This window comes from Luteibacter sp. 9133 (assembly GCF_000800155.1).
Classification (GTDB): domain Bacteria; phylum Pseudomonadota; class Gammaproteobacteria; order Xanthomonadales; family Rhodanobacteraceae; genus Luteibacter; species Luteibacter mycovicinus.
On sequence record NZ_JUHO01000001.1, the window covers coordinates 4,466,640 to 4,491,971 of the forward strand.

General features: G+C 66.2%; 20 protein-coding genes. 16 read left to right on the forward strand and 4 right to left on the reverse strand.

Annotated elements, in window-relative coordinates:
* From kdpB to FA87_RS19455, 7 genes are all read left to right on the forward strand, one after another.
* A complete protein-coding gene (gene kdpB / locus FA87_RS19425) occupies positions 1 to 2,076 on the forward strand; it encodes a potassium-transporting ATPase subunit KdpB (RefSeq protein ID WP_036116842.1) in 2,076 nt (691 codons plus the stop codon).
* A gap of 17 nt (positions 2,077 to 2,093) precedes the next feature.
* Positions 2,094 to 2,285, forward strand: a complete 192-nt coding sequence (locus tag FA87_RS19430; protein ID WP_036116841.1) for a hypothetical protein — start codon at positions 2,094 to 2,096, stop codon at positions 2,283 to 2,285.
* A 62-nt stretch (positions 2,286 to 2,347) separates the two neighbouring features.
* A complete protein-coding gene (locus tag FA87_RS19435) occupies positions 2,348 to 3,766 on the forward strand; it encodes an outer membrane beta-barrel protein (protein WP_043696947.1) in 1,419 nt (472 codons plus the stop codon).
* Between the two features lie 11 nt (positions 3,767 to 3,777).
* Complete coding sequence (kdpC, locus tag FA87_RS19440; protein WP_043696949.1) at positions 3,778 to 4,353, forward strand: potassium-transporting ATPase subunit KdpC; 576 nt, start codon at positions 3,778 to 3,780, stop codon at positions 4,351 to 4,353.
* Between the two features lie 83 nt (positions 4,354 to 4,436).
* Positions 4,437 to 7,094 (forward strand): sensor histidine kinase KdpD, encoded by a 2,658-nt coding sequence (locus tag FA87_RS19445; protein WP_043696951.1) that lies wholly within the window; start codon positions 4,437 to 4,439, stop codon positions 7,092 to 7,094.
* Positions 7,091 to 7,789: a response regulator transcription factor gene (locus FA87_RS19450; RefSeq protein WP_036116834.1), complete on the forward strand. Its 699-nt coding sequence runs from the start codon at positions 7,091 to 7,093 to the stop codon at positions 7,787 to 7,789. The genes FA87_RS19445 and FA87_RS19450 overlap by 4 nt, the downstream gene beginning before the upstream one ends.
* 122 nt (positions 7,790 to 7,911) lie before the next feature.
* The gene (locus FA87_RS19455) at positions 7,912 to 8,307 is read left to right on the forward strand and encodes a hypothetical protein (protein WP_043696954.1); all 396 of its coding nucleotides are present in this window, start codon (positions 7,912 to 7,914) and stop codon (positions 8,305 to 8,307) included.
* Here the strand turns inward: FA87_RS19455 and FA87_RS19460 are convergent.
* A complete protein-coding gene (locus FA87_RS19460; protein WP_043696956.1) occupies positions 8,300 to 9,094 on the reverse strand; it encodes a helix-turn-helix transcriptional regulator in 795 nt (264 codons plus the stop codon). The two genes, FA87_RS19455 and FA87_RS19460, sit on opposite strands and share 8 nt — an antisense overlap.
* 111 nt (positions 9,095 to 9,205) lie before the next feature.
* Here FA87_RS19460 and FA87_RS19465 point away from each other — a divergent pair, with 111 nt between their 5' ends.
* The 5 genes from FA87_RS19465 (at position 9,206) to FA87_RS19485 (ending at position 14,242) form a co-directional block, all read left to right on the forward strand.
* Positions 9,206 to 9,448 (forward strand): hypothetical protein, encoded by a 243-nt coding sequence (locus FA87_RS19465; protein ID WP_043696958.1) that lies wholly within the window; start codon positions 9,206 to 9,208, stop codon positions 9,446 to 9,448.
* Positions 9,449 to 9,526: 78 nt separating this feature from the next.
* Positions 9,527 to 9,982, forward strand: a complete 456-nt coding sequence (locus FA87_RS19470) for a MarR family transcriptional regulator (RefSeq protein WP_043696961.1) — start codon at positions 9,527 to 9,529, stop codon at positions 9,980 to 9,982.
* 24 nt (positions 9,983 to 10,006) lie between these two features.
* Positions 10,007 to 11,467, forward strand: a complete 1,461-nt coding sequence (locus FA87_RS19475; RefSeq protein ID WP_043696964.1) for an efflux transporter outer membrane subunit — start codon at positions 10,007 to 10,009, stop codon at positions 11,465 to 11,467.
* Positions 11,468 to 11,491: 24 nt separating this feature from the next.
* Positions 11,492 to 12,706, forward strand: coding sequence for an HlyD family efflux transporter periplasmic adaptor subunit (locus FA87_RS19480; protein ID WP_043696967.1), 1,215 nt, complete (start codon positions 11,492 to 11,494; stop codon positions 12,704 to 12,706).
* A gap of 9 nt (positions 12,707 to 12,715) precedes the next feature.
* Positions 12,716 to 14,242: a DHA2 family efflux MFS transporter permease subunit gene (locus FA87_RS19485; RefSeq protein WP_036116823.1), complete on the forward strand. Its 1,527-nt coding sequence runs from the start codon at positions 12,716 to 12,718 to the stop codon at positions 14,240 to 14,242.
* A gap of 68 nt (positions 14,243 to 14,310) precedes the next feature.
* Here the strand turns inward: FA87_RS19485 and FA87_RS19490 are convergent, their stop codons facing one another.
* The gene (locus tag FA87_RS19490) at positions 14,311 to 14,844 is read right to left on the reverse strand and encodes an acyloxyacyl hydrolase (RefSeq protein ID WP_043696970.1); all 534 of its coding nucleotides are present in this window, start codon (positions 14,842 to 14,844) and stop codon (positions 14,311 to 14,313) included.
* A gap of 277 nt (positions 14,845 to 15,121) precedes the next feature.
* Here FA87_RS19490 and FA87_RS20105 point away from each other — a divergent pair, with 277 nt between their 5' ends.
* Positions 15,122 to 18,052, forward strand: a complete 2,931-nt coding sequence (locus FA87_RS20105) for a GGDEF domain-containing phosphodiesterase (protein ID WP_052191465.1) — start codon at positions 15,122 to 15,124, stop codon at positions 18,050 to 18,052.
* A gap of 62 nt (positions 18,053 to 18,114) precedes the next feature.
* Here FA87_RS20105 and FA87_RS19500 read toward each other — a convergent pair whose 3' ends face one another.
* A complete protein-coding gene (locus FA87_RS19500; protein WP_052191466.1) occupies positions 18,115 to 18,891 on the reverse strand; it encodes an SDR family oxidoreductase in 777 nt (258 codons plus the stop codon).
* Between the two features lie 109 nt (positions 18,892 to 19,000).
* On the opposite strand from FA87_RS19500, the gene FA87_RS19505 reads away from it, so the two are divergent.
* From FA87_RS19505 to FA87_RS19515, 3 genes are read left to right on the forward strand one after another with little or no spacing between them, the layout of a single operon-like run.
* Entirely contained in the window at positions 19,001 to 19,939 is a 939-nt protein-coding gene (locus FA87_RS19505; RefSeq protein WP_052191467.1) for a LysR family transcriptional regulator, read from the forward strand.
* 54 nt (positions 19,940 to 19,993) lie between these two features.
* Complete coding sequence (locus FA87_RS19510; RefSeq protein WP_036118728.1) at positions 19,994 to 20,554, forward strand: DUF2239 family protein; 561 nt, start codon at positions 19,994 to 19,996, stop codon at positions 20,552 to 20,554.
* Positions 20,551 to 21,969, forward strand: coding sequence for an MATE family efflux transporter (locus FA87_RS19515; RefSeq protein WP_052191468.1), 1,419 nt, complete (start codon positions 20,551 to 20,553; stop codon positions 21,967 to 21,969). Before FA87_RS19510 ends, FA87_RS19515 begins: the two co-directional genes overlap by 4 nt.
* Before the next feature lie 52 nt (positions 21,970 to 22,021).
* Here FA87_RS19515 and FA87_RS19520 read toward each other — a convergent pair whose 3' ends face one another.
* On the reverse strand, positions 22,022 to 25,195 hold the full coding sequence (locus tag FA87_RS19520; RefSeq protein ID WP_043696973.1) for an efflux RND transporter permease subunit: 3,174 nt from the start codon (positions 25,193 to 25,195) through the stop codon (positions 22,022 to 22,024).
* Between the last annotated feature and the right edge of the window lie 137 nt (positions 25,196 to 25,332).

Here is a 25,332-nt window from a genome sequence, read left to right on the forward strand (position 1 = left end):
ATGACTACCCAAGCCCATAACGCCCCGCGCGGTTTCGACCGCGCGCTGGTGACACGCGCCCTCGGTGACGCGTTCCGCAAGCTCTCACCGCGCCTGCAGTTCCGTAACCCGGTGATGTTCGTCGTCTTCGTCTGCAGCGTGCTGACCAGCCTTCTCTGGATCCAGGCGCTGACAGGACACGGTGAAGCGCCGACGACCTTCATCTTCTGGGTCGCGCTCTGGCTGTGGTTCACCCTGCTGTTCGCTAACTTCGCCGAAGCCCTGGCCGAAGGCCGCGGCAAGGCACAGGCCGATGCGCTGCGAGGTTCGCGCCGCGATGTCGCGGCAAAGAAGCTGGCCTCGGCGGACCGTGATGCCGCTATCGTCTTCACCCCGTCGAGTGAACTGCGCACCGGCCACTTCGTGCTGGTCGATGCGGGCGACATCGTCCCGGGCGATGGCGAAGTCGTGGTCGGCGCCGCCAGCGTCGATGAGAGCGCCATCACCGGCGAATCGGCACCGGTCATCCGGGAATCCGGTGGTGACCGCAGCGCGGTGACCGGAGGCACCCGGGTGCTGTCCGACTGGCTGGTGGTACGCATCACCAGCAACCCCGGCGAAAGCTTTCTGGACCGCATGATCTCGATGGTGGAAGGCGCTTCGCGTCGCAAGACGCCGAACGAGATCGCGCTGACGATTCTGCTGGCCAAGTTCACCCTGATCTTCCTGCTCGCCTGCGCCACGCTGCTGCCGTACTCGATCTACAGCGTGCAGGCCGCGGGTGTCGGCCATCCGATCACCCTCACGGTCCTCATCGCGCTGCTCGTCTGCCTGATTCCGACGACGATCGGCGCCCTGCTGTCGGCGATCGGTATCGCCGGTATGGACCGCATGATCCGCGCCAACGTCATCGCCACGTCGGGTCGCGCCGTCGAGGCAGCCGGTGACGTCGACGTCCTGCTCCTCGACAAGACCGGCACCATCACGCTGGGCAACCGCCAGGCCGTCGCCTTCCACCCGGCACCGGGTATCGAGGAGCGCGAACTGGCTGAAGCCGCCGAGCTCGCCTCGCGGGCGGACGAGACCCCGGAAGGCCGCAGCATCGTGACGCTCGCGGCACGTTTCGTCGCCATGGCCGGGCGTCCGGCCACCGATCGCGGCGCCGTCTTCGTGCCCTTCACCGCGCAGACCCGCATGAGCGGCGTCGACGTCGGTACGCGGCATATCCGCAAGGGTGCGATGGACGCCGTGGAACGCTACCTCGATACCCAGGACAGCCACATGCCGCCGCTGGTGCGTCGTATGGCCGAGGATGTCGCACGTCGCGGCGCCACACCGCTGATCGTCGTGGACGGCTCGCTCACGCTCGGCGTCGTCGAACTGAAGGATATCGTCAAGGACGGTATCAAGGAGCGCTTCGCCGAGATGCGCAAGATGGGCATCCGTACGGTGATGGTCACCGGCGACAACCCCCTGACCGCCGCGGCGATCGCCGCCGAAGCGGGTGTCGACGATTTCCTGGCCGAGGCGACGCCGGAAGCGAAGCTCAAGCTGATCCGTGACATGCAGGCCGAGAACCGCCTGGTGGCGATGTGTGGCGACGGCACCAACGATGCGCCCGCCCTTGCACAGGCCGATGTCGCCGTGGCGATGAACAGCGGCACCCAGGCGGCGAAGGAAGCCGGCAACATGGTGGATCTGGATTCGAATCCGACCAAGCTGATCGAGGTGGTCGGTATCGGCAAGCAGATGCTCATCACGCGCGGCGCGCTCACCACGTTCTCGATCTCCAACGATATCGCCAAGTATTTCGCGATCATCCCCGCGGCATTCGCCACCACGTATCCCGCACTCGATGCGCTCAACGTGATGCACCTTGCCACACCGCAGAGCGCGATCCTGTCGGCGGTGATCTTCAACGCGCTGATCATCATCTTTCTGATTCCGCTCGCGTTGAAGGGTGTCGCGTATCGCGCCCTGGGTGCCGCCGCCCTGCTGCGCCGGAACCTGCTGGTCTACGGTCTGGGCGGCATCGTCGTGCCGTTCATCGGCATCAAGCTGATCGACATGTTGCTGGTCCTGATCGGACTGGCCTGAAAAAGAGGCGTCATCCCATGCATTCCGTGAAGCTCACCGTGCTCATCGAAGACAGCGCCGACCTCGACATGGAAGTTCGCGTCGTCGCCCCGGACATCCCCGCGACGGTCGCCAGCGTGCCGGCCAGGGTCACCGGACCGCGTGTCGTCGTGACGACCGCGACGCGGGACGAGGACGACTACGCGCTCGGCGGCTACGCCGGTATCTGATTCAAAGCACCACTCTTCTACTCACCGAAAAGGGGTCCCGAAAGGGATCGGTAAACAACGCCATGCGCACCACTCGTTATGCTCTTCTCGCCGTCTGTCTCGCCATCGCCCCCGTCACCCGTGCGATGGCTTCCGGCAGCGACGACTGCTCTCAGGGCTTCGCTTCGCGCTTCGCCGCCGCCTATCGCGAAGACGCTCAGCCCGCCGACCCCGATGCACCGGCGGCGCCACGCCGTGCCATGGCCTCGCCGCTCCCGTCACCGCCGTTCCCCTCGGCGGAATGGCAGCTCGGCGGTGTGGCCTATCCGATCGGCGTGCCCAACCTCAATTCGAGGTACCCGCTGGAGAAGGCGCTGGCGTGCAACCGCTTCGGCAAATGGATGACCGATAACCGCATCGAGATCTACGGCTGGCTGAACGGGTCGGTCAATGCGAGCAGCTCGTCCCACACCAACTACCCGCTGTCGTACGCGACGCGCCCCAACCGCGCCGAGTTCAACCAGGCCTTGCTGCGCATCGAGCGTATCCCCGACACGGTACAGACCGACCATATCGACTGGGGCTTCCACCTCGACAACCTTTACGGCTACGACTACCACTACACCACCATGAAGGGCGTCTTCAGCAATCAGCTGCTGAATAATCCCCGTGCCGATCAGCCGCAGACGGGCAAGACCTATGGCTACGATCCCATGCTGTTCTATGCGGATCTCTACCTGCCGCATATCGCCGAGGGCATGGTCGTGCGTGTGGGACGCTATCTGTCGCTGCCGGACATCGAGGCGCAGTTTTCGCCCAACAACTACCTGGTCACGCATTCGGTGCTTTACACGGCGGATCCGTATACGCAGATGGGCGTGATGACGACCACGCGGCTGAACGCGCAGTGGACCGTGCAGCTGGGTATCAACGGTGGCAACGACACCGCCGTGTGGAACCATTCGTCGCGTCCGACCTTGCAGGCCTGCGTGCGCTGGGTGTCGAAAGACAACAACGACATGTTGTACCCCTGCGTCAACAGCTTCAACACCGACGACTACAACTACAACAACGTGCAGATGTACGTCACGACCTGGGGCCACCGCTTCAGCGACGACGTCCACATCCTCACCGAGGCGTACTACATGTACGGCCGCAACATCGCGGGCTATGGCTCCGGTGGCGAGCCCGGCGTGGCCGGTTCGTCGCCGGTGGCCGGCAAGGCGGGCGAGTACGGCATCGTCAACTACATCAACGTGGCGATCAGTCCGCTCAACATGATCTCGTTCCGCAACGAGTGGTACAACGACCAGAAAGGTCAGCGTACCGGTTACGCCACGCGCTACACGACGCACACGCTCGGCATGACCCACTGGGTCAGCCCGGACGTCGAGATCCGCCCAGAAATCCGTTACGAGAAATCCTATGACGTCGACGCTTACGACGGTGGCCGCAAGGGTTACCAGCTCAGCGCGATCGTCGATGCGATCTGGCACTACTGAGGATCATGGCCATGACTACCTTGTTGCGTAACGCCTTCGTGCTGCTGCTGATGATGACCGCGGTCACCGGCGTGGCCTATCCCGTCGTGGTTGGCGGACTGTCCATGCTGCTGTTTCCGAAGCAGGCGGCCGGCAGCCTGATCGAGCGCGACGGTAAGCCGGTCGGTTCGGCACTGATCGGGCAGTCGTTCACCGCACCGCGTTATGTCTGGGGGCGCCCGTCGGCGACCACGCCCGGGCCGAACAATGCGGCGGCATCCACGGGCTCCAATCTCGGTCCGACCAATCCGGCCCTGACGGACGCGGCGAAGCAGCGTATCGCCGCGCTGCGCGCCGCGGACCCGGAGAACCGGGCGCCCGTGCCGGTGGATCTGGTGACGGCCTCGGCCAGCGGCCTCGATCCGGAGATCAGTCCGGCGGCGGCGGAGTTTCAGGCGGGGCGCGTGGCCCGGGCGAGGGGTATCCCCGCGGAGAAGGTGCGGGAGCTGATCGCGGCGAACACCGAGGGGCGTCAGTTCGGTGTGCTGGGGGAGCCCCGGGTCAACGTGTTGCGGCTGAACCTCGCGCTTGATCAGGCGCAGAGGTAACAACGCATCGCCGGCAGGGCCGGCTCCCACCGGAGCCGGTGGCACTTCGGCTACCCTTTCCTCAACTCCTGCGGCCCCACGCCATGAACGATGTCCGAGACGCCCGCGCCGACGCGCTGCTCAACGCGGTGAAGGAGGAGGACGGCCAGCGCCTCAAGATCTTCCTCGGCGCCGCCCCCGGCGTTGGCAAGACCTACGCGATGCTGTCCGCCGCGCGCGATCTGAAACGGCAGGGTATCGATGTCGTAGTGGGCCTGGTCGAGACCCACGGTCGGAGCGAGACCGCGGCCCTGCTCGAAGGGATCGAGATACTCCCGACCCGTCCGGTCCGCTATGCCGGCCGCGATTTCAGGGAATTCGATCTCGAGGCGGCGCTTGCGCGCAAGCCGGCGGTCATCCTCGTCGACGAACTCGCGCACACCAATCTCCCTGGCGGTCGGCACACGCGCCGCTGGCAGGACATCGCCGAACTGCTCGATGCCGGCATCGAGGTCTACACGGCGCTCAACGTGCAGCACGTCGAGAGCCTCAACGACCAGGTGAGGAGGATCACCAACGTCGCCGTGCGCGAAACGGTCCCGGATGTCTTCCTCGACCGCGCACGCGATATCGTCCTGGTCGACCTGCCGCCGCGTGAGCTGATCGGTCGGCTCAAGCAAGGCAAGGTCTACGTGCCGGAAACGGCGGCCGTGGCGCTGGACGCGTTCTTCTCACCGACCAATCTCGCCGCGCTTCGCGAGCTTGCCGTGGAAACCGTGGCCGCCCACGTCGACAGCGACCTGCGCGAGCACATGCTCGCCCGCGGCGATGCGATGCCCGTACGGCGACGGGTCATGGCCGCGATCGACGGTCACGACCAGAGCGAATACCTCGTGCGTATCACCCGGCGTATCGCGGAGCGTCGCGGTGCCCCGTGGAGCGTGCTGTTCGTCGATCGCGGCGGTCCCGACAGCGCCCGTCGCGAACGTGTGGACGCCGCGATGCGCCTGGCTCGCCGTCTTGGCGGTGAGGCGGTGATCCTGCGCGGCCATGCGGTCGCGGAGGAACTGATCGCCTGGGCCGATCGCGAAGGCGCCGGCCAGATCATCGTCGGCCGTACGCGAGAGCGGCCCATCGCCCGCAGGCTCGGCTACTCGCTGACCCAGCAACTGCTGAGGCGCGCCGCTCACCTCGAACTGACCATCGTCGCCACGCCGACGCAGCGGGCCCAGTCGCGCCTGCGGCTTCGTATCGAAGACGGCGGCTCGCGGCGTGACTACGGATTCGCCACACTCGCCACCGCGATCGCGATGGCGTTGTCCTTCGTCGCCGACCGGTTCCTGTCGGTGGCCAACCTCTCGCTGATTTTTCTGACGGCGGTGCTGGTGGTCGCGGTACGCACCCGCATGGCGGTGGCGGTGTATGCGGCGCTGCTGAGTTTCCTGGGCTACAACTTCTTCTTTGCGCCGCCGCGTTACACGCTGGCGATTGCCAACGCGGATGACGTGCTTGCGGTGACACTGTTTCTCGTGGCCGCGCTGGTCTGCAGCCGCCTGGCCACCCGCCTCGCCGGACAGGTCACGTCGTTGCGTGCGGCCCAGGTTCGCGCCCGCGCGCTCGTCGCGCTCGGACAACAGCTGGCGACGAGCGCGGATGCCGAGAGCGTGAGGGCGGCCGGCGCGCAGGCGCTGGCGAGGGCGCTGGACATCGACGTCGCCATACTCGCGCGGGAAGCCGGTGGCGAACTCGGCGTCGCCAGCACCGCACCCTCGGCCTTTCCGCTCTCCGCCCAGGATCTCGCCGCCGCCGACTGGTCCGATGGACACGCGGAGCCAGCCGGTCGGTACACCGACACCCTCAACGGCGCTTCCTGCTGGATGCTGCCGCTGGGCAGCGAGCATCAGCGCGGCGGCGTGGCCGCCCTGCGCTTTCCGCCGGGCATGCGTGAACCCGATGCGGACCGCCGCGGCCTGGCGCTGGCGATGGTGCAGGACATCGGGCAGGCGCTCGACCGCGCGCGCCTCGCCTCGGAACTGGAAAGCGCGCGCGTGCAGGGGGAGACCGAGCGCCTGCGTAACGCACTGCTCTCCTCGGTCTCGCACGACCTGCGGTCTCCGCTCGCCTCCATGATCGGTTCCGCCGGTACGCTGATCAGCTACGACAAGCAGCTGCCCGACAGCGAGCGCCAGGAGCTGCTGCAGGCGATCCTCGGTGAAGGTCAGCGCCTGGACCGCTACATCCAGAACCTGCTCGACATGACGCGGCTGGGCCACGGCACGCTGAAACTCAATCGCGACTGGGTCGACGCGGGCGAGATCGTCGCGGCCGCCGTATCACGCATGCGCAAGCTCTTTCCGGAGGTGCGCGTCGACATGCACCTGCCACATGACACCGTCCTCCTGCACGTCCACCCCGCGCTCGTCGAGCAGGCGCTGTTCAACATCCTCGAAAACGGTGCCCGGTTCACGCCGCCCGGCGAGCCCATGCGCGTGACGGTGCGTACCGAAGCGGGCCGGCTGCTGGTGGACGTGGCCGACCGCGGGCCCGGCATTCCCGAGGACGAGCGGGCGCGGATCTTCGACATGTTCTACTCGGTGTCGCGTGGCGACCGGGGCGGACACGGCACCGGACTGGGCCTGGCGATCTGCCGGGGGATGATCGGCGCGCACGGCGGCAGCGTGGAGGCCTTGCCCCACGTCGGCGGAGGCACGACCATTCGCGTCTCGCTGCCCTTGCCGCCGCCTCCTGACGAAGCCCCATGAATGCCTCGGCCCCCCGTGTCCTGGTGATCGACGACGAAGCTCAGATCCGCCGCTTCCTGGACATCGGTCTGCGCGCCGAGGGCTATCACGTGCTGCTGGCCTCGACCGGTCAGGAAGGCCTCGGCCTCGCGGCGACGCAGTCGCCCGATGTGGTCATCCTCGACATCGGGCTGCCCGACCTCGAAGGTCATGACGTGCTTCGCGAGATCCGTCAGTGGAGTCAGGTACCCGTGCTGATGCTCTCGGTGCGCGATACCGAAGCGGAAAAGGTCCGCGCGCTCGACGGTGGCGCCAACGACTACGTGACCAAGCCGTTCGGCATTCAGGAGTTGATGGCGCGTCTGCGCGTGCTGCTTCGGCAAGCCGCCCGTGGCGGCGACGCGGAGGCCGCGGTGCGTTACGACGATGGCCGTCTCGCGATCGACCTTGCCCGCCGGGAAGTGCTGCTGGACGGTGCGCCGGTGGCGCTCACGCGCAAGGAGTTCGCGGTGCTGTCGCTGCTGGTCCGCCATCCGGGTCGCGTGGTCAGCCAGCAGCAGATCCTGCGTGAGGTCTGGGGACCGACGCATACGCAGGACACGCACTACCTGCGCATCGTGATGGGCAAGCTGCGTCAGAAACTGGGCGACGATCCGACCACGCCACGCTGGCTGAGGACGGAACCCGGCGTGGGATACCGGTTTCCGGCAGGCTGACCGGCGCCTCCGTGTGATCCGCGTCGCACCGGCTGGAACGCGCGCGATTTTTCAGAATTTTCGGATTCTTTTACCCCGCTCGTTTGCGCAGCCTCGGCGTCCCCCACGCCTGAGGCATCCACGTGCAGTCTTCGTATCCCCGTTTCTGTAACCGGCGCGTTTCCCACGTCCTCACCCTGGTGGGCGCCCTGCTCGTCTTCGTTCCCGTCTTCGCCGCCGCCGTGGAATGCGGCGAAGAACGTTTCGTTTCCGGCGACCACACCTTGCCCAGCCACGACGAAGCCATGGCGAAGTGCCGGGAGCAGGCAGCGGCGATGACAGATCCGGTGACGGGCACCTACACCGCGACGCACGCGTGTCATGACGAAGGCGACCCGGGGCAGCGCGGGCCCTGGCGTTACGGCCGGGTCGCCGTCGATGTCGTGACCCGGGACGGCGGCGACAGCTATACGTTCGAAGGGCTGTGGATGTGTAAGCCGGTCGAGGAAGAGGCGTTCTGGGCAAACGGCGTCAGGTGAGAGCCGCCTGCCTCGCCAGATAACGCCCCGGCGAATCGCCGAACGCCTTGCGGAACATTGCGACGAACGCGCTGGGCGTCGCGTAGCCCAGCGCGTCGGATACCACTGAGACCGGCTCGCCGGTCGCCAGGCGCTCGAGCGCCCGAGTCAGCCTTGCCTGCTGCCGCCACTGCGCGACGCTGCACTGGGTCTCCTGCCGGAACAGCCGCGTCAGGGTACGCGTCGACATGCCTGCCCAGTTCGCCCAGTCCTCGATGCCGCGCGTGTCCTCCGGGTGCTCGTACATCGCGACGGCCACGCGACGGAGGCGCCGGTCCGTGGGCATCGGCAGATGGAGGGGCTCGACGGGAGCGCCGTGCAACTCATCGAGCAGCACCGCCAGCAAGCGGTCGCGAGCCGGGTCGGGCTCGGCGACGTCCACCGGCCAGCTCGCGGCGCGCCGGATGATCGACCGGATCAGGTCGTTGACCCCGACCACGCAGGGACGATCGGGCAGACCTCCCGCCGCGCAGGGCGCGATGAAGACACCCCAGGCGTGCATCGGTCCGGTCATGCTGATGGTATGCAGCGTGCCCGGGGGCATCCAGCCGGCGCGATGAGGAGGCAGCAGGTAGGAGCCGTGCTCCGTCTGGTTGGTGACAAAGCCTTCTTCCACATAGAAAAACTGACCTCGCACGTGGCTGTGCCAGTCGCTTTCCATTTTTGGGATCTGGCCGCGAACCTCGTAGGCCACCAGCGGCGGACCCTCGGCGCTTTCGAGCAGGACGTGGACTGCATCATGACCCATCTTGGCCGTTCCTCGACATAACTTGGCCAACTAACGATATCAGGCCTATACCCGTCATGGCTAATATCTGCTTCCCCAAGTATCTGTCCCGTTTCGACGAAGGAGACCCGCATGATCCGTCTCGTCACGAACGATTTCCACGACGCCACTGAAGGCCGCGAAGCCGGCGATGCCCTGGTGACCTTCGTCGCCTGCGCGCACGCGATGCTCGATCCGGGCACCCCGGAAGAACAGCGCCGGCGGCTGGAGCCGAGGCTCCTGGCACAGCTTCCGACCCTCCGCGCGCTCGGCGTCTTTGACCTTTTCGCGGTCCGCGACCCTGCGCTCGCGGCCCTCCTGGCCGACGAAGGATGAACTGATTCACACACGGCAATATATGCTGAAAGCATATTTGCCTTGACAACTATAATTCGAGCAATAGAATGCTCGTCCATGAACAATCCTTGCCCCGTCTACGACAACCCCGACAGCCTGGGCGCTCTCGTCGGCATGGTGCGTAGTGAGATCGTCCGGGCTATCGAGTCCGATCTTGCCGCGCAGGGCGCGGATCTGAAATTCACCCAGTTTCATGTGCTCAAGCGCCTGGCGACCTGCGGCGCGATGACCGCCACCGAACTGGCCCGCTCGGTCGACCTCGACGGCGGCGCCATGACCCGGCAGCTGGACCAGCTGGAAGCGAAGGGTTACCTCCGCCGCCAGCCGCATGAGCAGGACCGCCGCGCGCTGCGCATCGACCTTACCGAGGCCGGCGTGGCGCTGTGGAAGCACCTGCACGAAAGCAACCTCGCGACCCTCGAGCGCGCCCAGAAGGGGCTGACCGAAGACGAGCGCGAGAAGCTGCACGACTACCTGGGGCGCGTGCTCAACGCGCTTCGCGAAAAAGACTGAACTAAACGTCCGAGGCAATACGCAATGCGTCTGCACACTCTCGTGGCGGCCGTCGGGGCCGCGTTGATCCTTTCCGGCTGTGTCACCAGCCGTGGCCTGGATCCGCAAGGCACCCTGACCGACCCGTCCTCCCTTCACGCCGAGCGCAGCCTGGCGAAGGTCCCCGTGTCTCCGGCGGGGTGGCCGGCCGCCGACTGGTGGACCGGACTGGGTGACAGCCAGCTCTCCTCGCTGATCGAAGAGGCGTTGAAAGACAACCCCGACCTCGCCACCGCCGACGCCCGCGTGCGTCAGGCTCAGGCGCAGTCCGGTTCGGTTGACGCAGCGCGCGATCCCACGTTCAACGTAGGTGGCGGTGTCGCCGGTGCGCATCTGCCGGGCTCGTTGCTGCCGGACCCCCCGGGCAACCATTTCTCGTGGACCAAGTACGGCTACGGCAGTTTCAACTGGGACCTCGATCTGTGGGGCGGCAAGCGTGCCGCGTTCGAAGCGGCCGTGGGTTCGCAGCGTGCGGCTGAGGTCGATGCGCGCGCCGCACGCATCGAAATCTCGACCAACGTTGCCCGTGCCTACACGCAGCTTGGCTACGCGTTCACGCAGCTCGACGTCGCCAATGCCGAACTCGACCGGACGCATGCGTCGCAGAAGCTCACCGTGCAGCGCGTGGCCGCCGGCGTCGACAACCAGATGCAGGTGAAGCAGGCCGACAGCGAAGTGGCCTCGGCCGAACGTGAGATCGCGGTGGCGCAGCGTGCGATCGACAGCTCGCGCACGTCGCTCAGCGTGCTGCTCGGGAAGGGCCCGGATCGCGGCCTCGACATCGCCCGCCCCGCCGCGCTCACGCCGGCCGCCGTCGCCATCCCGGCCAACCTGCCGGCCGATCTGCTCGGTCACCGTGCCGACCTCGTCGCCGCGCGCTGGCGCGTCGAGGCGGCCTCGAAGGACATCGTCTCGGCGAAGAAGGCATTTCTGCCCAACGTGACGCTCGGCGTACTCGCCGCGCAGCTCGCCGGTGGCACGGAAAACCTGTTCGCCTCGCAGGCGCGCTTCTGGCAGGTGCTGCCGGCGTTCTCGCTGCCCATCTTCGACGGCGGTCGCCTTCGCGCGAATCTCGCCGGCAAGGATGCGGATTACGATCTGGCGGTCGCGCAGTACAACAAGACGCTGGTCGGCGCGCTCAACGAAGTGCAGGACGACCTGTCCGGGCTCGACTCGATCGGCACGCAGATTCAGGCGCAGCAGCGCGCGCAGGATGCGGCCCAGCAGGCCTACGACCTGTCGCAGCAGCGCTACAAGGCCGGTGTCGGCAGCTACCTGGAATCGCTCGTGGTGCGCCAGCAGCTGCTCGAAGCCGAGCAGCGCATGGCATCGCTGAAGGCCCAGCAGGTCGACACGTCCGTCCAACTCATTCAGGCGCTTGGTGGCGGCTTCCGCCCCGCGGCCGATGACCCGTCGGTCGTCACCGCAGCGCCGGCAACCCACTAAGCATTCATCTCGAGGCCTCTTCCGATGTCACAAGAAACCACCGCCCCCGCCGGCGCCGTCGTCGCACCGCCGCCGAAGAGCCGCCGCGGCTTCTTCCTCAAGCTGCTGGTACTCGTCATCGTCCTCGCCATCATCGGCTGGGTGATCTGGTACTTCGTCGACGGCCGCTGGTATGAAGATACCGACGACGCCTACGTCAACGGCAACGTCGTGCAGATCACCCCGCAGATCGCCGGTACCGTCACCTCGATCGGCGCCGACGACGGCGACCTCGTCCACCAGGGCGACGTGCTGGTCAAGCTCGATCCCAGCGACGCCGAAGTGAACCTGGAAAGCGCGCGCGCCAACCTCGCCAACACCGTGCGTCGCGTGCGTGGCCTCTACAATAACGTGACTTCGGCGCAGGCCGACGTCGCGGTGCGCCAGACCGCCGTCGACCGCGCCCGCCAGGATTACAACCGCCGTCGCGATCTGGCGAAGTCGGGTGCCATCTCCGCGGAAGAACTGTCGCACGCCGCCGATACGCTGACCTCCGCCGAGAGCAGCCTCGCGTCCGCCAGGCAGTCGTACAGCAGCAACAAGGTGCTGGTCGACGACACCGTGGTGTCCTCGCATCCGGACGTGCGTGCCGCTGCCGCCAAGCTTCGCTCCGCCTACCTCGACTTCGTCCGCTCGACGCTGGTCGCGCCGGTCGACGGCTATGTCGCCAAGCGCAGCGTACAGGTCGGTCAGCGGGTCCAGCCGGGCGCCGCCCTGATGGCCGTCGTGCCGCTGCATGAAGTCTGGATCGATGCCAACTTCAAGGAAACGCAGCTGACCAAAATGCGTATCGGCCAGCCGGTCGACGTCACCGCCGACGTCTACGGTGGCGACACGGTGTACAAGGCGAAGATCCGCAGCCTGGGTGTTGGCAGCGGCAGCGCGTTCTCCATCCTGCCGGCGCAGAACGCCACGGGCAACTGGATCAAGATCGTGCAGCGCGTGCCGGTCCGCGTCGTCTTCACCGAGCCGAAGCAGCTGGAAGACAAGCCGCTGCGCCTGGGCCTGTCGACCAAGGTGACCGTGTCGCTGCATGACCAGAGCGGTGCGTTGCTGGCGAAGCAGTCGCCCACGAAGCCCGAGTTCTCGACGCCGATCTACGACAAGCAGCTTGCCGATGCCGACAAGGACATCGCCCGCGTGATCCATGAAAACGCGTCCGCCGGTGAAGGTGCCGAGCAGCAGCAGGCTCCCAGGTAAGGTTTATTCATGAGCACCGAATTTCGACCGCCCAATCTGGCGCTGTCCACGGTCGGGTTATCGCTCGCTACCTTCATGCAGGTGCTCGACACGACGATCGCGAACGTGTCGTTGCCGACCATCGCGGGTAACCTGGGTGTCAGCTCCAACCAGAGCACCTGGGTGATCACCTCGTTCGCGGTGAGCAACGCGATCGCCCTGCCGTTGACCGGCTTCCTCACCCGTCGTTTCGGTGAGACCAAGCTGTTCGTATGGGCGACGCTGTTGTTCTCGCTCGCGTCGTTCCTGTGCGGCATCGCCCAGAGCATGACCATGCTGATCGTGTTCCGCGCCATTCAGGGCGCGGTCGCGGGACCGATGTACCCGATCACGCAGTCGCTCCTGATCTCGATCTACCCACCGGCCAAACGAGGCATGGCGCTGGCGTTGCTGGCGATGGTCACCGTCGTCGCGCCCATCGCGGGTCCGATCCTCGGCGGCTGGATCACCGACAACTACACCTGGCCGTGGATCTTCTTCATCAACGTGCCGATCGGCATCTTCGCTAGCTTCGTCGTGGCGAACCAGATGAAGGGCCGGCCGGAAGTCACCGAGAAGCCCAAGATCGATTACGTGGGCCTCATCACGCTGATCATCGGCGTGGGCGCGCTGCAGGTCGTGCTCGACAAGGGCAACGACGAGGACTGGTTCTCGTCCACCTTCATCGTGGTCACCGCGATCATCGCTGCCATCGGTCTGGCCGTGTTCCTGATCTGGGAGCTCACCGACAAGGATCCGATCGTCAATCTGAAGCTCTTCAGGCATCGCAATTTCGCGATGGGCACCTTGTGTCTGGTGCTGGCGTACGCGGCGTTCTTCGCCATCGGTCTGCTGGTGCCGCAGTGGTTGCAGCGAAACGTCGGGTACACGTCGACATGGGCGGGTCTCGCGGCGGCGCCGCTCGGCATCATCCCGGTGATCCTGACGCCGTTCGTCGGACGCTATGCGCACAAGTTCGACCTGCGCGTGCTGGCCTCGGGTGCGTTCATCGTCATGGGTGCGACGTGCTTCATGCGCTCGGACTTCTATCTCGACATCAACTTCTACAGTGTCGCGATGGTCCAGCTGATTCAGGGCCTGGGCGTGGCGTTGTTCTTCATGCCGGTGCTGAGCATCTTGCTGTCGGACCTGCAGCCTCGTGAGATCGCGGCGGGCTCCGGTCTGGCGACCTTCCTGCGCACGCTGGGCGGCAGCTTCGCGGCGTCGCTGACCACGTTCCTGTGGGATCACCGTGCCATCGTCCACCACGAGCGGCTGGCGGAGAACTTCACACCGTTCAATCCGACGACGCAGGATGCGCTCACCCAGATCGGCCGTGGCGACCCGCAGTACGCGGTGTCGTCGGTCAACGCGATGATCACCAATCAGGCCTATCAGATCTCGTTCAACGAGGTGTTCTACCTGCTCGGTTTCGTGTTCGTCGCACTGATCTTCGTCGTATGGCTGGCGAAGCCGCCGTTCGCGGCCAAGGCAGGGCCGGCCGCTTCGGGACACTGATCCGGCCATCGGGAAATAAAAAAGAGCCGGCGCTTCGCAGCGCCGGCTCTTTTTTGATACCAACGCACTCAGATATCGAAACCGATACCCACCAGCGCCATCGTCTCGCCACGGTTCGGCTCCTGGAAGCTGCCGTTAGAGATGTGACGGACCTGGAAGCTGACGTTCTTGTACTGCCAGCCGAGCGTGCTGACGAACTCGTAGCCGCTCGACAGCGCCTGCGTGCGACCGCCGGCGGTGCCCGCGACCTGGAAGCTGAAGAAGAAGGGGCGGTACCAGTCGCCTTCGCTGCCGTAATGGAAGCGGGCACCGGCGGCGCCGACCCAGACGTTGCTGGTCACGCCGGGATGGGAGTTCTCATAGCGGCCGATGTCGCGGCCCTTGATGTAGCCGATGGAGACGTCCGGGGACCAGGTGAACCGGCTCTGGCCCATCTGACGGGCGTCGAACACGGACTCCACGAAGAAAGCGTTGGTGCCGTAGTCGTCCATGTAGCTGCGGCCCCCCTGCACTTCCAGGTGGGTTTCGGCGGCTGCGGGGAGGGCCGCGGCGGCGAGGGAGAACGCGGCGAGGGCGCCGAGAGCGAAGCGGGAAGAGCGCATGGCGGGGGGTGGTCCTTGTGCTGGGACGTATTTTTATGAACCGGATGGTTCGGTAACTAGTGTTGAGTCGGCGTGAAAAAAGGGGCGCTCCTGCAATTATTCGCGCCGTATCTTTCCCGGGCTTGTCGGACCGTGCCGCCAGTTTCTTTCACCGTGGCGTTCAAGGCACACCCCGAGTTGCCGTTACAGAGCGACGGGGCCTGGCCGGGGGCGGCGCCCGCACGACATCAGGGGGCTAGGCACGGTGGGAGGCGCGACGGTAAAGGGAGCGACGAGGGTGCGCGCTCGCCGGATTCGTCTGGCGATCTGGGCCGTATCCGCCGTCCTGTCCCTGGGCATCGCCGCGCTGGTCGCCCTTCTGCAATCGCAGGCCTACTCCCGCATGCTGGCCACGCACAAGCGGCAGCTCGCGGCATCCGCGGGAGCCGTGGTGCGCCTGCTCGACCAACAGGTCAATTGGAGCCTTGGTCCGCTGCTCGCCCTTCGCAACGCCGTCGACGGTCCCGACCCGGGCCCGCTGCACATGCGCCTGGGGGAGGTGCAGGTGCGCCACCCGGAATTGCCATCCTTTGTCGCCCTGGATGGCGCAGGTAACGTCGTCGCCTTTACCTCGGCGCCCTGGGCGGCCTGGCGCGACGTGCTCGATGCGCCGCGGCAGCGGGCACTCGGTGCGAGCGTACGGGTGGCCGTCGTCGCCGGCGAGCCCGGTCGGCCTTCCAGCGTCCGTGTCACCGTGGACGCACGCGTCGCGCAGCCGGCCGCGTTCGGTACCGTCATCGACGCGGAGCGCCTGCGTGACGCCATGCGCCGGACCATGCTTGGGAGCAGCGCCGAGATCGCGGTGTTCTCGGTGTCGGGACAGCGGTTCACCAGCAACGTCGACCGGGACGTGCCTGGATGGACGCAAGGCGCGGTGACGCTGGGCGCCGCGGGCTCCGCGGACGATGACCGGCGGCTGGGCGCGTGGGCCGTATCGACCACCTATCCCTTCGTCGCCCGTTCCTCCCTGGACCGCGCACTCCTGCGCGCGGACTGGTGGCGCCAGTCACGGGAGACCTTGCTGGCCGCGCTGGCTCTCATCGTCCTGATCCAGGTCTTCGCGGCCGCCTTCGATCGCGCCTACCGCCGCCAGTCGCGGCTCGTCGATGCGTTGTCGCGCTCGGCCCGTCACCTGGGGGACGTGCAGCGAACGGGGCGCATCGGGCTGTGGGAGAGCGACCTCGATACGGGATCCGTCGTCTGGTCGGGCCAGGTCCACGAGATCACGGGTTCTCCTCACGAGCGCATTTCCTTCGATGGCGCCTACCGGGAACTCGTCCACCCCGACGACCGCCCCGGCATCGATGCGTGGGTTCAGCGTTTCAGATCGGAAGAGGGTCCGTTTGAATTGGAGCACCGTCTTTGCCGCGAGGACGGGAGGGAGGTGCGTGTCCATTTGCGCGCCGAACGAATCACCAACGAAGAAGGCCACGCGATCGTGGCCGGTACGATCACTGAAATTACCGCGCTGCACGAGACCCGTCAGCGCCTGGAAAGCACGGACCGCGATCTGGCCGCCAGCGCGACGGCCTACCGTCAGCTGCTGGCGCGCGTACCGTTGCCGCTCGCCATCGTCCGCGACGGGCGCATCGACTACGCCAACCCGCTGGCGGAAGAGCGGATGGGCAGCGCGGGACACAGCCTGGTTGGCCGTCTGGCGGCCAGCTTCATGGATGAGGAGGCGCTCGAAGCGCTGGGTGCGCGGCCGCCCGAAGGCGCCAACATCATGGCCTGGCTCAACCCGGATCACGGCATGCCCTTCGAGGCGGAACTGGCGCTGTCCAATTACCGCGACACGAAAGGCACCGGCGCCCTGGTGATCATGCGCGACGTGACCGAGCAGCGTCTTTACGAAGAGCGCCTCAATCATCAGGCCATGCACGACGAACTGACGGGGCTGCCCAACCGGCGCGCCCTGCGCGAGCGGCTCGACGAGCTGGTGGCTGACTGCGTCCGCGACGGCTCGGGCCTGATGGTCCTGTTCATCGACCTCGACCATTTCAAGGTGATCAACGATGCGCTCGGTCATGCGCTTGGCGATCAGGTGCTGCGCGACGTGACCTTGCGGCTTGGCGACGCGCTGGACGGTGTGGGACAGGTCGGCCGGTTCGGTGGCGACGAGTTCGTGGCGATGCTCCCCTTCACCTGCCCGCCCGCCGAAGTACTTGCCGTATTGCCGGTGATCCAGCAAGCGATCGAAGAGCCGCTCACCGTCGGCGGTTCGATGCAGCGTCTGAAGTGCAGCATCGGTGTCGCCTTCGCCACGCGCGATGGCAGCGACGCGGACACGCTCATCCGTAACGCGGATACGGCCATGTACGACGCGAAGCGGTCGGGCCGTCACACCTGGAAACGCTATTCGGCGGATATGCATGCCACGGCGATGGCGCGTCTGACCGTTCTTACCCGCTTGTCCGGTGCGAACCTGGGCCATGAGCTGGCGCTGGCATGGCAGACCCAGCACGCCGGTGACGACGGGCGCGTGATCGGTGTCGAGGCGCTGCTGCGCTGGCCATCGGCGCCGGCGGACCTCGCCGGTAACGACAAGCTCGTGCCGCTCCTGGAAGAGACCGGCGCCATCGTGCAGATCGGTCAATGGGTGCTGCGTGAGGCATGCCGTCAACAGCGTCGGGTCACCGAACGGCTGGGTCCGGATTGCCGGATCGCGGTGAATATCTCGGCGCAACAGCTGGTGCACAGCGATCTGGTGGCCGAGGTCAAACTCGCGCTTGCGGAGACCGGGGCGAGTGCGTCGTCGCTCGAGCTCGAACTGACCGAAAGCGCCTTCATGCAGGAACCCGAGCGGGCCATTCGCACGTTGCACGAGTTGCGCGCGATGGGCGTGAGCATCTCGCTGGACGACTTCGGCACCGGGTATTCCAATCTCACTTACCTGTCGCGGTTGCCCCTGGACAAGATCAAGGTGGACCGTCACTTCACGGTAAGTCTGCTCGACGACGCGGGCAATGCGTCCATCTGTCGTTCGATCGTCTTTCTGGCGCGCAGCCTGAATCTCGAAGTCGTCGCCGAGGGTGTCGAGACCGAGAGCCAGCGTCGCTGGCTGCTCGCGGAGGGCTGCGTGTCCATGCAGGGATACCTGTTCTCCCGGCCGGTGCCGATCGAGGCGCTGGAGATGGCCATTTCCGACACCGTGCACATGCCGTTGTAAGCTGCGCACCGCCGCGGGATCGCCTGCAGACTGGCGGCCAGCCTGCAGGCGACGTCCACCGGTCAGATCTGCGTCTGCCCGCCATCCACGAACAACTCGACACCGGTGATGTAGCTCGCATCTTCCGAGGCGAGGAACGAGACCGCCGCGGCGACCTCATCCGGCGTGCCCGTGCGACCCAGTGGCGTGATGCTTGCGGTATATGCCGTGAAGTCGGCGATCTGCTGGTCGTTCATGCCAAGCTCCGTCTTGTAGCCCGGCGTCACGACGGTGCCCGGCGCCACCACATTGATGCGGATGTCGCGACCCTTCAGATCGCTCGCCCAGGTCCGTGCCAGTGAGCGCACGGCCGCCTTGGTCGCGGCATAAACGCCGAACGCGGCCGGGCCCTTGATCGACACCGCCGAACCGTTGAGCACGATCGCACTACCCGGGCCCATGAGCGACAGCGCCTTCTGCACCGTGAACAGCGTGCCCTTGACGTTGATCCCGAAGTACTTGTCGAACTGCGCTTCGGTCACCTGGTCCAGCGAAGTGAACTCGCCGCCGCCCGCATTGGCGAACAGGATGTCGAGGCGACCGCTCTTCTCGCGGATCGTGGCGAAGATACGATCGAGGTCGGCGGCCTTCGCGATGTCGCCCTGGATGGCGATGACACCCAGCTTCGCGGCGGCCTCGTCCAGCTCGGCCTGGCGGCGGCCGGTGATGTACACGGTGGCGCCCTCGCGGACGAAGCGCTCCGCGGTGGCAAGCCCGAGGCCCGAGCTGCCGCCGGTGACCAGGACGATCTTGCCGGCGTGACGGGTGGTGTGGATGTTGCTGGTGGCGAGGGTTTTCATGACTGCGCTCCGATGGCCGCGGTGCGGCCGTTGGAGAGCATTCTGGCTATTTGCGCTGCGTGGATAAATAATCGAATCGCGATTTGATTATTCCCGCACGGAAACAAAGATGGATCACTTCCTCGCTATCAGAGTGTTCGGGCGTCTCGTCGAGACCGGCGGCTTCGGCCGGGCGGCGGACGCCTTGCGCATGCCCAAGTCCACCGTGACCAAGCTGATCCAGGGCCTCGAGGCGGAACTGGGCGTCCGCCTTCTCGAGCGCACGACCCGGCGGGTGACGGTCACCACCGAAGGCGCCGCCTACTACGAACACACGCAGCAGTTGCTGGGCGAGCTCGACGCTTTTGAGACCACGCTTGCCGGTGGTCAGGCCAGTCCCGTCGGCAACCTGCGCATCGACACGGGCGGCTCCGTCGCCGCCCGCCTGATCCTTCCGGACCTGCCCGATTTCCGTGCCCGCTATCCCGGCATTCGTGTGCAGGTCGGTGTGACCGATCGCACGGTGGACCTCATCGGCGAAGGCATCGACTGCGCGATCCGCAGCACCGCCGACGATCCGAACCTCGTGACCAAGAAGATCGCGGATGCCTCGATCACCCTCTGCGCAACGCCCGGCTACTTCGCGCGCCGCGGCACGCCCGATACACCTGAGGCGATCGAGCGCGATGGTCACGAGGTCATCGGCTATGCCGCGGTCCGCACGGGGCGTCCTGTCCCGCTGCGCTTCCGGCGCGACAACCGGGACGTCGAGGTGCATGTGCCGGCAGCTATCGAGGTCAACGAGAGCAATGCCCATACGGCTGCGGCGCTCGCCGGTCTGGGTATAGCGCAGGCGCTGGCCTTCACCGTGGCGCCGCACATCGCCCGCGGCGCGCTCGTGTCGGTGCTGGACGACTGGCGACCCACGGCTCTGCCGATCTATCTCGTTTACCCACCCGCCCGCCGACACAACGCGCGTCTTCGGGCATTCGTGGACTGGCTGTCGGAAGCCCTGCCCAGGCGGATCGCCGCGGCAGAATCGGGATCGGTTTTACCCGGACACTATTGACGACACGTTTGATCCGGGTAAAAATTGATCATCGCTCTTGTCCCGGCCACCTCCATGTCGACTTACACCGCTTTCATCGCTACCGAGCGCATTGCCCACGGATCGCTGGCGGCGGTCGCGGAACGCTGCAAGGTCCGCCTCGACGCCGACCCGCACGTCACGCCTACCGTCTACGACGATGCGACCGGCCGTGTCGTCGACATCGACTACCGGGGCACCGTCCACGATGTGCTTGCGCGCCTCCCCGTCGCCGAGCCGCCAGCCCGCCGTGGGCCGGGGCGTCCAAAACTTGGCGTGGTCGCCCGGGAGGTCACGCTGCTTCCGCGTCACTGGGAGTGGCTTGCGGCGCAGCCGGGCGGCGCCTCCGTGGCGCTGCGTCGTCTGGTGGAAGCGGCAAGCCGCGAGGGCGCACCGGCCGACCGCGTCCGTGCGGCGCGCGAGGCGGTCGATCGCGTCATGCTGACGCTGGCCGGCGATCTTCCCGGCTACGAGGAAGCCTCCCGCGCCTTCCACCGTCAGGACGCCGCTCGCTTCACCGCGCTGACCGACGCATGGCCGGCCGATGTACGCCACTACGTGCGCCTGCTGGTGTCGCGCGCCGGCGACGAGACATGACGCCGCCGCGTGGCGCGCTGACGGAAGGGCCGATCGCCAGGACCCTGCTGCTCTTTTCCCTGCCTATCCTGGGCGCCAACGTCTTGCAGTCGCTGAACGCATCGGTGAATGCGATCTGGGTGGGGCACTTTCTCGGCGAGTCAGCGTTCGCGGCCACCTCCAATGCCAACCTGATCCTGTTCTTCCTGCTCGGAGTCGTCTTCGGCGTCGGCATGGCGACGACCATCATGGTGGGCCAGACGCTCGGCGCGCACGACGTGCCCGAGGCGCGGCGTGTGGTGGGCACCGGTCTCGGTTTCTTCGTCGTGCTGTCGGTGCTCGTCGCGCTGGGCGGTTTCATCGCGACACCGCTCATGCTGCGCGCCATGGGCACGCCGCACGATGCGCTGCCGTTCGCGACCGACTACCTGCGCATCATCTTCGTCGCTCTGCCGGCGATGTATCTGTACACGTTTCTGATGATGACGCTGCGCGGTGCGGGCGACTCACGCACGCCCTTCGCCTTCATGCTGGTTTCGGTCGTGCTCGACGTCGCGCTGAATCCGCTCTTCATCTTCGGCCTGGGACCGGTCCCCGCGATGGGTATCGCGGGCTCCGCCGTGGCCACCCTGATCGCGCAGGTCGTTTCGTTGCTGGCGCTGATCGCGTGGCTTTATCACCGCAAGCACTTTCTCTGCATTCACCGGCACGAACTGCGCCTGCTGATTCCGGAACCCGTCCTGCTCAGGCAGCTGGTGATGAAGGGCCTGCCGATGGGTGCGCAGATGATCGTCATCTCGTCCTCGGCGATCATCATGATGTCGCTGGTCAACCGCCACGGCTCGCAGACCACGGCGGCTTATGGCGCGGCGGCCCAGTTGTGGACGTACATCCAGATGCCCGCGCTGGCGATCGGTTCGGCGGTGTCGTCGATGGTCGCGCAGAACGTGGGTGCGAAGCGCTGGGATCGCGTCGCGGGCATCGGCCGCGCAGGCGTGCTGACCAACTTCACGCTGACCGGCACGCTCGTGCTCGTCATCTACCTGTTCAACCGCGCCGCGCTGGCGCTGTTCCTCGGGGAGGACAGTTCGGCCATCGGCATCGCCCAGCATCTCAACCACATCGTGGTGTGGTCGTTCCTGCTGTTCGGCGTCACCTTCGTCATGTTCGGCGTGGTGCGGGCCACGGGCGCGGTCATGCTGCCACTGATCGTGCTGGTGATATCGATGTGGCTGGTGCGCTATCCGTTTGCCGCCCTGCTGGAACCGAGGTGGGGCGCGGACGCCATCTGGTGGAGCTTTCCGGTCGGGTCGCTGGTGTCGATCGCGATTACGACGGTGTATTACCGGCGCGGAAGCTGGAAGAAGGCGCATATGCTTCCGGCGACGCCAGCTTCGGTAGGAGCCAGCCCTGCTGGCGATGGGAGCTTGCCGTAACTCCTGTCGCCAGCAGGGCTGGCTCCTGCAAAAAGCCGGTATTCATGGAAGGCTATCGGGTCTTGCGCGCCTTGCGGATCTTGATCCAGCGCTTGTACCGACGCTTCAGCATGCGCCGGTGTAGGCGCTTCACCTTGCGCTCCTTGCGGTCGTGATTCCACAGGTAGATCGCGGGCGTACTCAGGAGCGTAAGCAGCTGCGAGACCAGCAAGCCGCCGACGATCGCGATACCGAGCGGCCGCCGCATTTCCGAGCCGACACCGAACCCGATCGCCAGCGGCAGCGCGGCACCCATCGCGACGAGGGTGGTCATGGTGATCGGACGGAAGCGGACCAGGGCCGCCTGACGAATCGCGTCGACCGGCGACATGCCGTGTTCACGCTGGGCCACGAGTGCGAAGTCGACCATCAGGATGGCGTTCTTCTTGACGATACCGATCAACAGCAAGACCGAGATGATCGCCATCAGGGTCAGCTGTGTCTGCGTGACCAGCATCGCCAGGAACGCACCGGCACCCGCCGCCGGCAACGTCGAGATGATCGTCAACGGATGGCCGAGACTCTCGTAGAGAATTCCGAGCACGATGTAGACGGCGAGGATCGCGCCGACCAGCAGCACCATGCCGTTGGACTGCGCGTCCCGCATGCGCTGATTGGTGCCGGTGACGTCCATGCGCACGCCTTCCGGCAAATTGATCCGGCGTACGGCCTCCTCGGCCAGACTGTTGCCCTTATCGGGCGTGATCTTCGGCGCGAGGTTGTAGGTGATGTCGGCCGATTCGAGCTGGTTCTGGTGGGTGACCGCACTCGGCGTCGCCACGGGCTCGATGTGCGCCACCGCCGAGAGCGGAATCATCGTGCCGAGTGAATTCTTCACGTACGTGTTAAGCAGCGCGCCGGGACTGAGCTCCTGCGCGGCCGCCGAGGTCAGCACCACCCAGTACTGGTTGATGTCCGAATAGATGATCGACACCTGGCGCTGGCCGAACGAGTTGTACAGCGCCGAATCGACATCGCCCATGCCGACGTTCAGGCGGCCCGCCGCATCGCGGTCCACCTTCAGCATCTGTTGCTTGCCGACGATGTCGAAGTCGCTGCCGACGTCGCGGAACTCCTTCATGCTGCGCATCTGACGCACCAGCTTCAGCGTCCAGGGCTGCAACGGTTCGCCGCCGGTACTGATCAGCTGGAACGAGTACTGCCCGCGGTTGCTGTTGCCCCCGCTCCCGCCGAGGAACTGCACGGGATTCATGAAGACCTGGACATCGGAGAGCTTGTCGTACTCCTTGCCCTTGCGATCCATGAATTCCTTCATGGATTCATGGCGCAGGTCCGGGCCGCTCCCCTTCTTCTTCAGATCGATGAACATGGTGCCGCTGTTGCCGACGGCCGCGCCATCGTTACCGCTGCCGAGCAGTGTGGTGACATCGGCGACGGCCGGGTCGTTCTGCATCATTTCGCCGACGCGTTTGAGCCGTCGCGACATCTCGTCCGGCGAAATGTTGGCGTCCGCGGTGACATCGGCCTGCAGCATGCCCGTGTCCTCGGCGGGCATGAAATTGCCACCGGCGGTCTTCACCACGGCGAAGCCCAGCGCGAAGGTGGCGAAAAGCAGGATGAGTGGCTGCCAGCGCATGACGCGCCGATGGCGCATCGCCCAGTCCAGTCCGCGCTCATACAGGCGCAGAAACCCGCGATCGAAGCGTTCCAGCGCGCGCTCGACGCGGCCTGGCTGGCGGTCGGGCTCGTCGTGCTTGAGATAGCGGGCACAGAGGGCCGGCGTGAGCGTCAGCGACACGATGGCCGAAATCAGCACGGCCGCCGCCAGGGTCACCGAGAACTCGCGCAGCAACTTGGTGATCATGTTGTTGCCGAACAGCAGCGGCGCGAACACCGCCACCAGCGACAGCGTGATCGACATCACGGTGAAGCCGATCTCGCGCACGCCCTCGAGCGACGCCGGCATCGGTTTGCTGCCGTTCTCCATGTGCCGGACGATGTTCTCGATGACCACGATGGCGTCATCGACGACGAAACCGATGCACAGCACCAGCGCCATCAGCGACATCGTGTTTAGCGTATAGCCGAGTGTCCACATCACGACGAAGGCGCCGGCCAGGGACAACGGCACGCTCAGCGTTGCGATCAGCGTCGGACCGAGACGGCGCAGGAACACCATCATGACCAGGAAGACCATGACGATGCTGATCAGCAGCGCGACCTTGACCTCGTGCAGCGCGGACTGCGTGGTCTGGGTCAGGTCGAAGATGGGGGTGACCTTCGCGTCCGCCGGCAGCAGCGAACGGAAGCGCGGCAGCGCGGCACGGATCGCGTCGGCGGTGGCGATGGAATTCGCCTCCGGACGCTTGCTCATCTGCATGGTGACCGAGCGCTCGCCCTGGAACCATGCGGCCTGGTACTGGTCCTGCTGGCCGTTGTAGACGCGGGCGATGTCCGAGAGGCGCACCGGCACGTTGTTGCGCATCGCGATGAGGATGTCGCCGAAATCCTTCGCGTCGCGAATGCTGTCGTTCGCGACGACCGTCATCTGTGCCTTGCCGTCGGACAGCAGGCCCTGCGGCGAGGTCACGTTGGCGGCGTGCAGCGCATTGGACACATCGTTGGCGGTGAGTCCCTTGGACGACAACGCGCGGGTATCCAGCTCAACGCGCACGGCGTGCGGGGTCCCGCCGAAGACCTGTACGCGCGACACGCCATCGATCTGCGCCACGGCGGGCCGGATCAGGGTGTCGACGACGTCGTAGAGCTTGTCCGGCGGCAGCGACTTCGAGGTGAACGACACCAGCAGAACGGGAATCTGGCCGGTGTCGAACTTAAAGTACTGTGGGGGGCTGGGCATGCCGGCCGGCAGGTCGGCGGCGGACGCGTTGATCGCGGCCTGCACGTCACGCGCGGCGGCATCGGTGGAGCGGTCCATGCTGAAACGGAGGCGGACGAAGCCGCTGCCTTCCGAGCTGTTGGAATACATCTGGTCCACACCCGGGATCTGGCCGAGGTGGCGCTCCAGGGGGGCGATGATGGTCGAGGCCATCGTCTGCGCGTTCGCACCGGGCATCTGCGTCTGGATGAAGACGGCGGGCACTTCGATGGACGGCAGGGCCGCCACGCCGAGCAGCATGTAGGCGATGGAGCCGCACAGCACGAGCCCCGCCGCAAGCAGCGAGGTTCCGATCGGCCGGCGAATGAAAGGTGCAAAAACGTTCACGACACTTCCTGTGATCGCGGGAAGCATACCCGCGCCCGGGGACTTTATGACGTCCGCGCCGGTCCGTGGCGTGTGCCTTTAGTGGGGGCCCTGCCGGAAGACAGGGGTGCGGCGTTTGCCCGAGCCCGGTGCCAGGG

Excerpts from the sequence above, each read along its gene's own strand:
- kdpB (WP_036116842.1), top strand. The coding sequence starts at position 1 with ATGACTACCCAAGCCCATAACGCCCCGCGCGGTTTCGACCGCGCGCTG.
- FA87_RS19430 (WP_036116841.1), top strand. The coding sequence starts at position 2,094 with ATGCATTCCGTGAAGCTCACCGTGCTCATCGAAGACAGCGCCGACCTC.
- FA87_RS19435 (WP_043696947.1), top strand. The coding sequence starts at position 2,348 with ATGCGCACCACTCGTTATGCTCTTCTCGCCGTCTGTCTCGCCATCGCC.
- kdpC (WP_043696949.1), top strand. The coding sequence starts at position 3,778 with ATGACTACCTTGTTGCGTAACGCCTTCGTGCTGCTGCTGATGATGACC.
- FA87_RS19445 (WP_043696951.1), top strand. The coding sequence starts at position 4,437 with ATGAACGATGTCCGAGACGCCCGCGCCGACGCGCTGCTCAACGCGGTG.
- FA87_RS19450 (WP_036116834.1), top strand. The coding sequence starts at position 7,091 with ATGAATGCCTCGGCCCCCCGTGTCCTGGTGATCGACGACGAAGCTCAG.
- FA87_RS19460 (WP_043696956.1), bottom strand. The coding sequence starts at position 9,094 with ATGGGTCATGATGCAGTCCACGTCCTGCTCGAAAGCGCCGAGGGTCCG.
- FA87_RS19465 (WP_043696958.1), top strand. The coding sequence starts at position 9,206 with ATGATCCGTCTCGTCACGAACGATTTCCACGACGCCACTGAAGGCCGC.
- FA87_RS19470 (WP_043696961.1), top strand. The coding sequence starts at position 9,527 with ATGAACAATCCTTGCCCCGTCTACGACAACCCCGACAGCCTGGGCGCT.
- FA87_RS19475 (WP_043696964.1), top strand. The coding sequence starts at position 10,007 with ATGCGTCTGCACACTCTCGTGGCGGCCGTCGGGGCCGCGTTGATCCTT.
- FA87_RS19480 (WP_043696967.1), top strand. The coding sequence starts at position 11,492 with ATGTCACAAGAAACCACCGCCCCCGCCGGCGCCGTCGTCGCACCGCCG.
- FA87_RS19485 (WP_036116823.1), top strand. The coding sequence starts at position 12,716 with ATGAGCACCGAATTTCGACCGCCCAATCTGGCGCTGTCCACGGTCGGG.
- FA87_RS19490 (WP_043696970.1), bottom strand. The coding sequence starts at position 14,844 with ATGCGCTCTTCCCGCTTCGCTCTCGGCGCCCTCGCCGCGTTCTCCCTC.
- FA87_RS19500 (WP_052191466.1), bottom strand. The coding sequence starts at position 18,891 with ATGAAAACCCTCGCCACCAGCAACATCCACACCACCCGTCACGCCGGC.
- FA87_RS19505 (WP_052191467.1), top strand. The coding sequence starts at position 19,001 with ATGGATCACTTCCTCGCTATCAGAGTGTTCGGGCGTCTCGTCGAGACC.
- FA87_RS19510 (WP_036118728.1), top strand. The coding sequence starts at position 19,994 with ATGTCGACTTACACCGCTTTCATCGCTACCGAGCGCATTGCCCACGGA.
- FA87_RS19515 (WP_052191468.1), top strand. The coding sequence starts at position 20,551 with ATGACGCCGCCGCGTGGCGCGCTGACGGAAGGGCCGATCGCCAGGACC.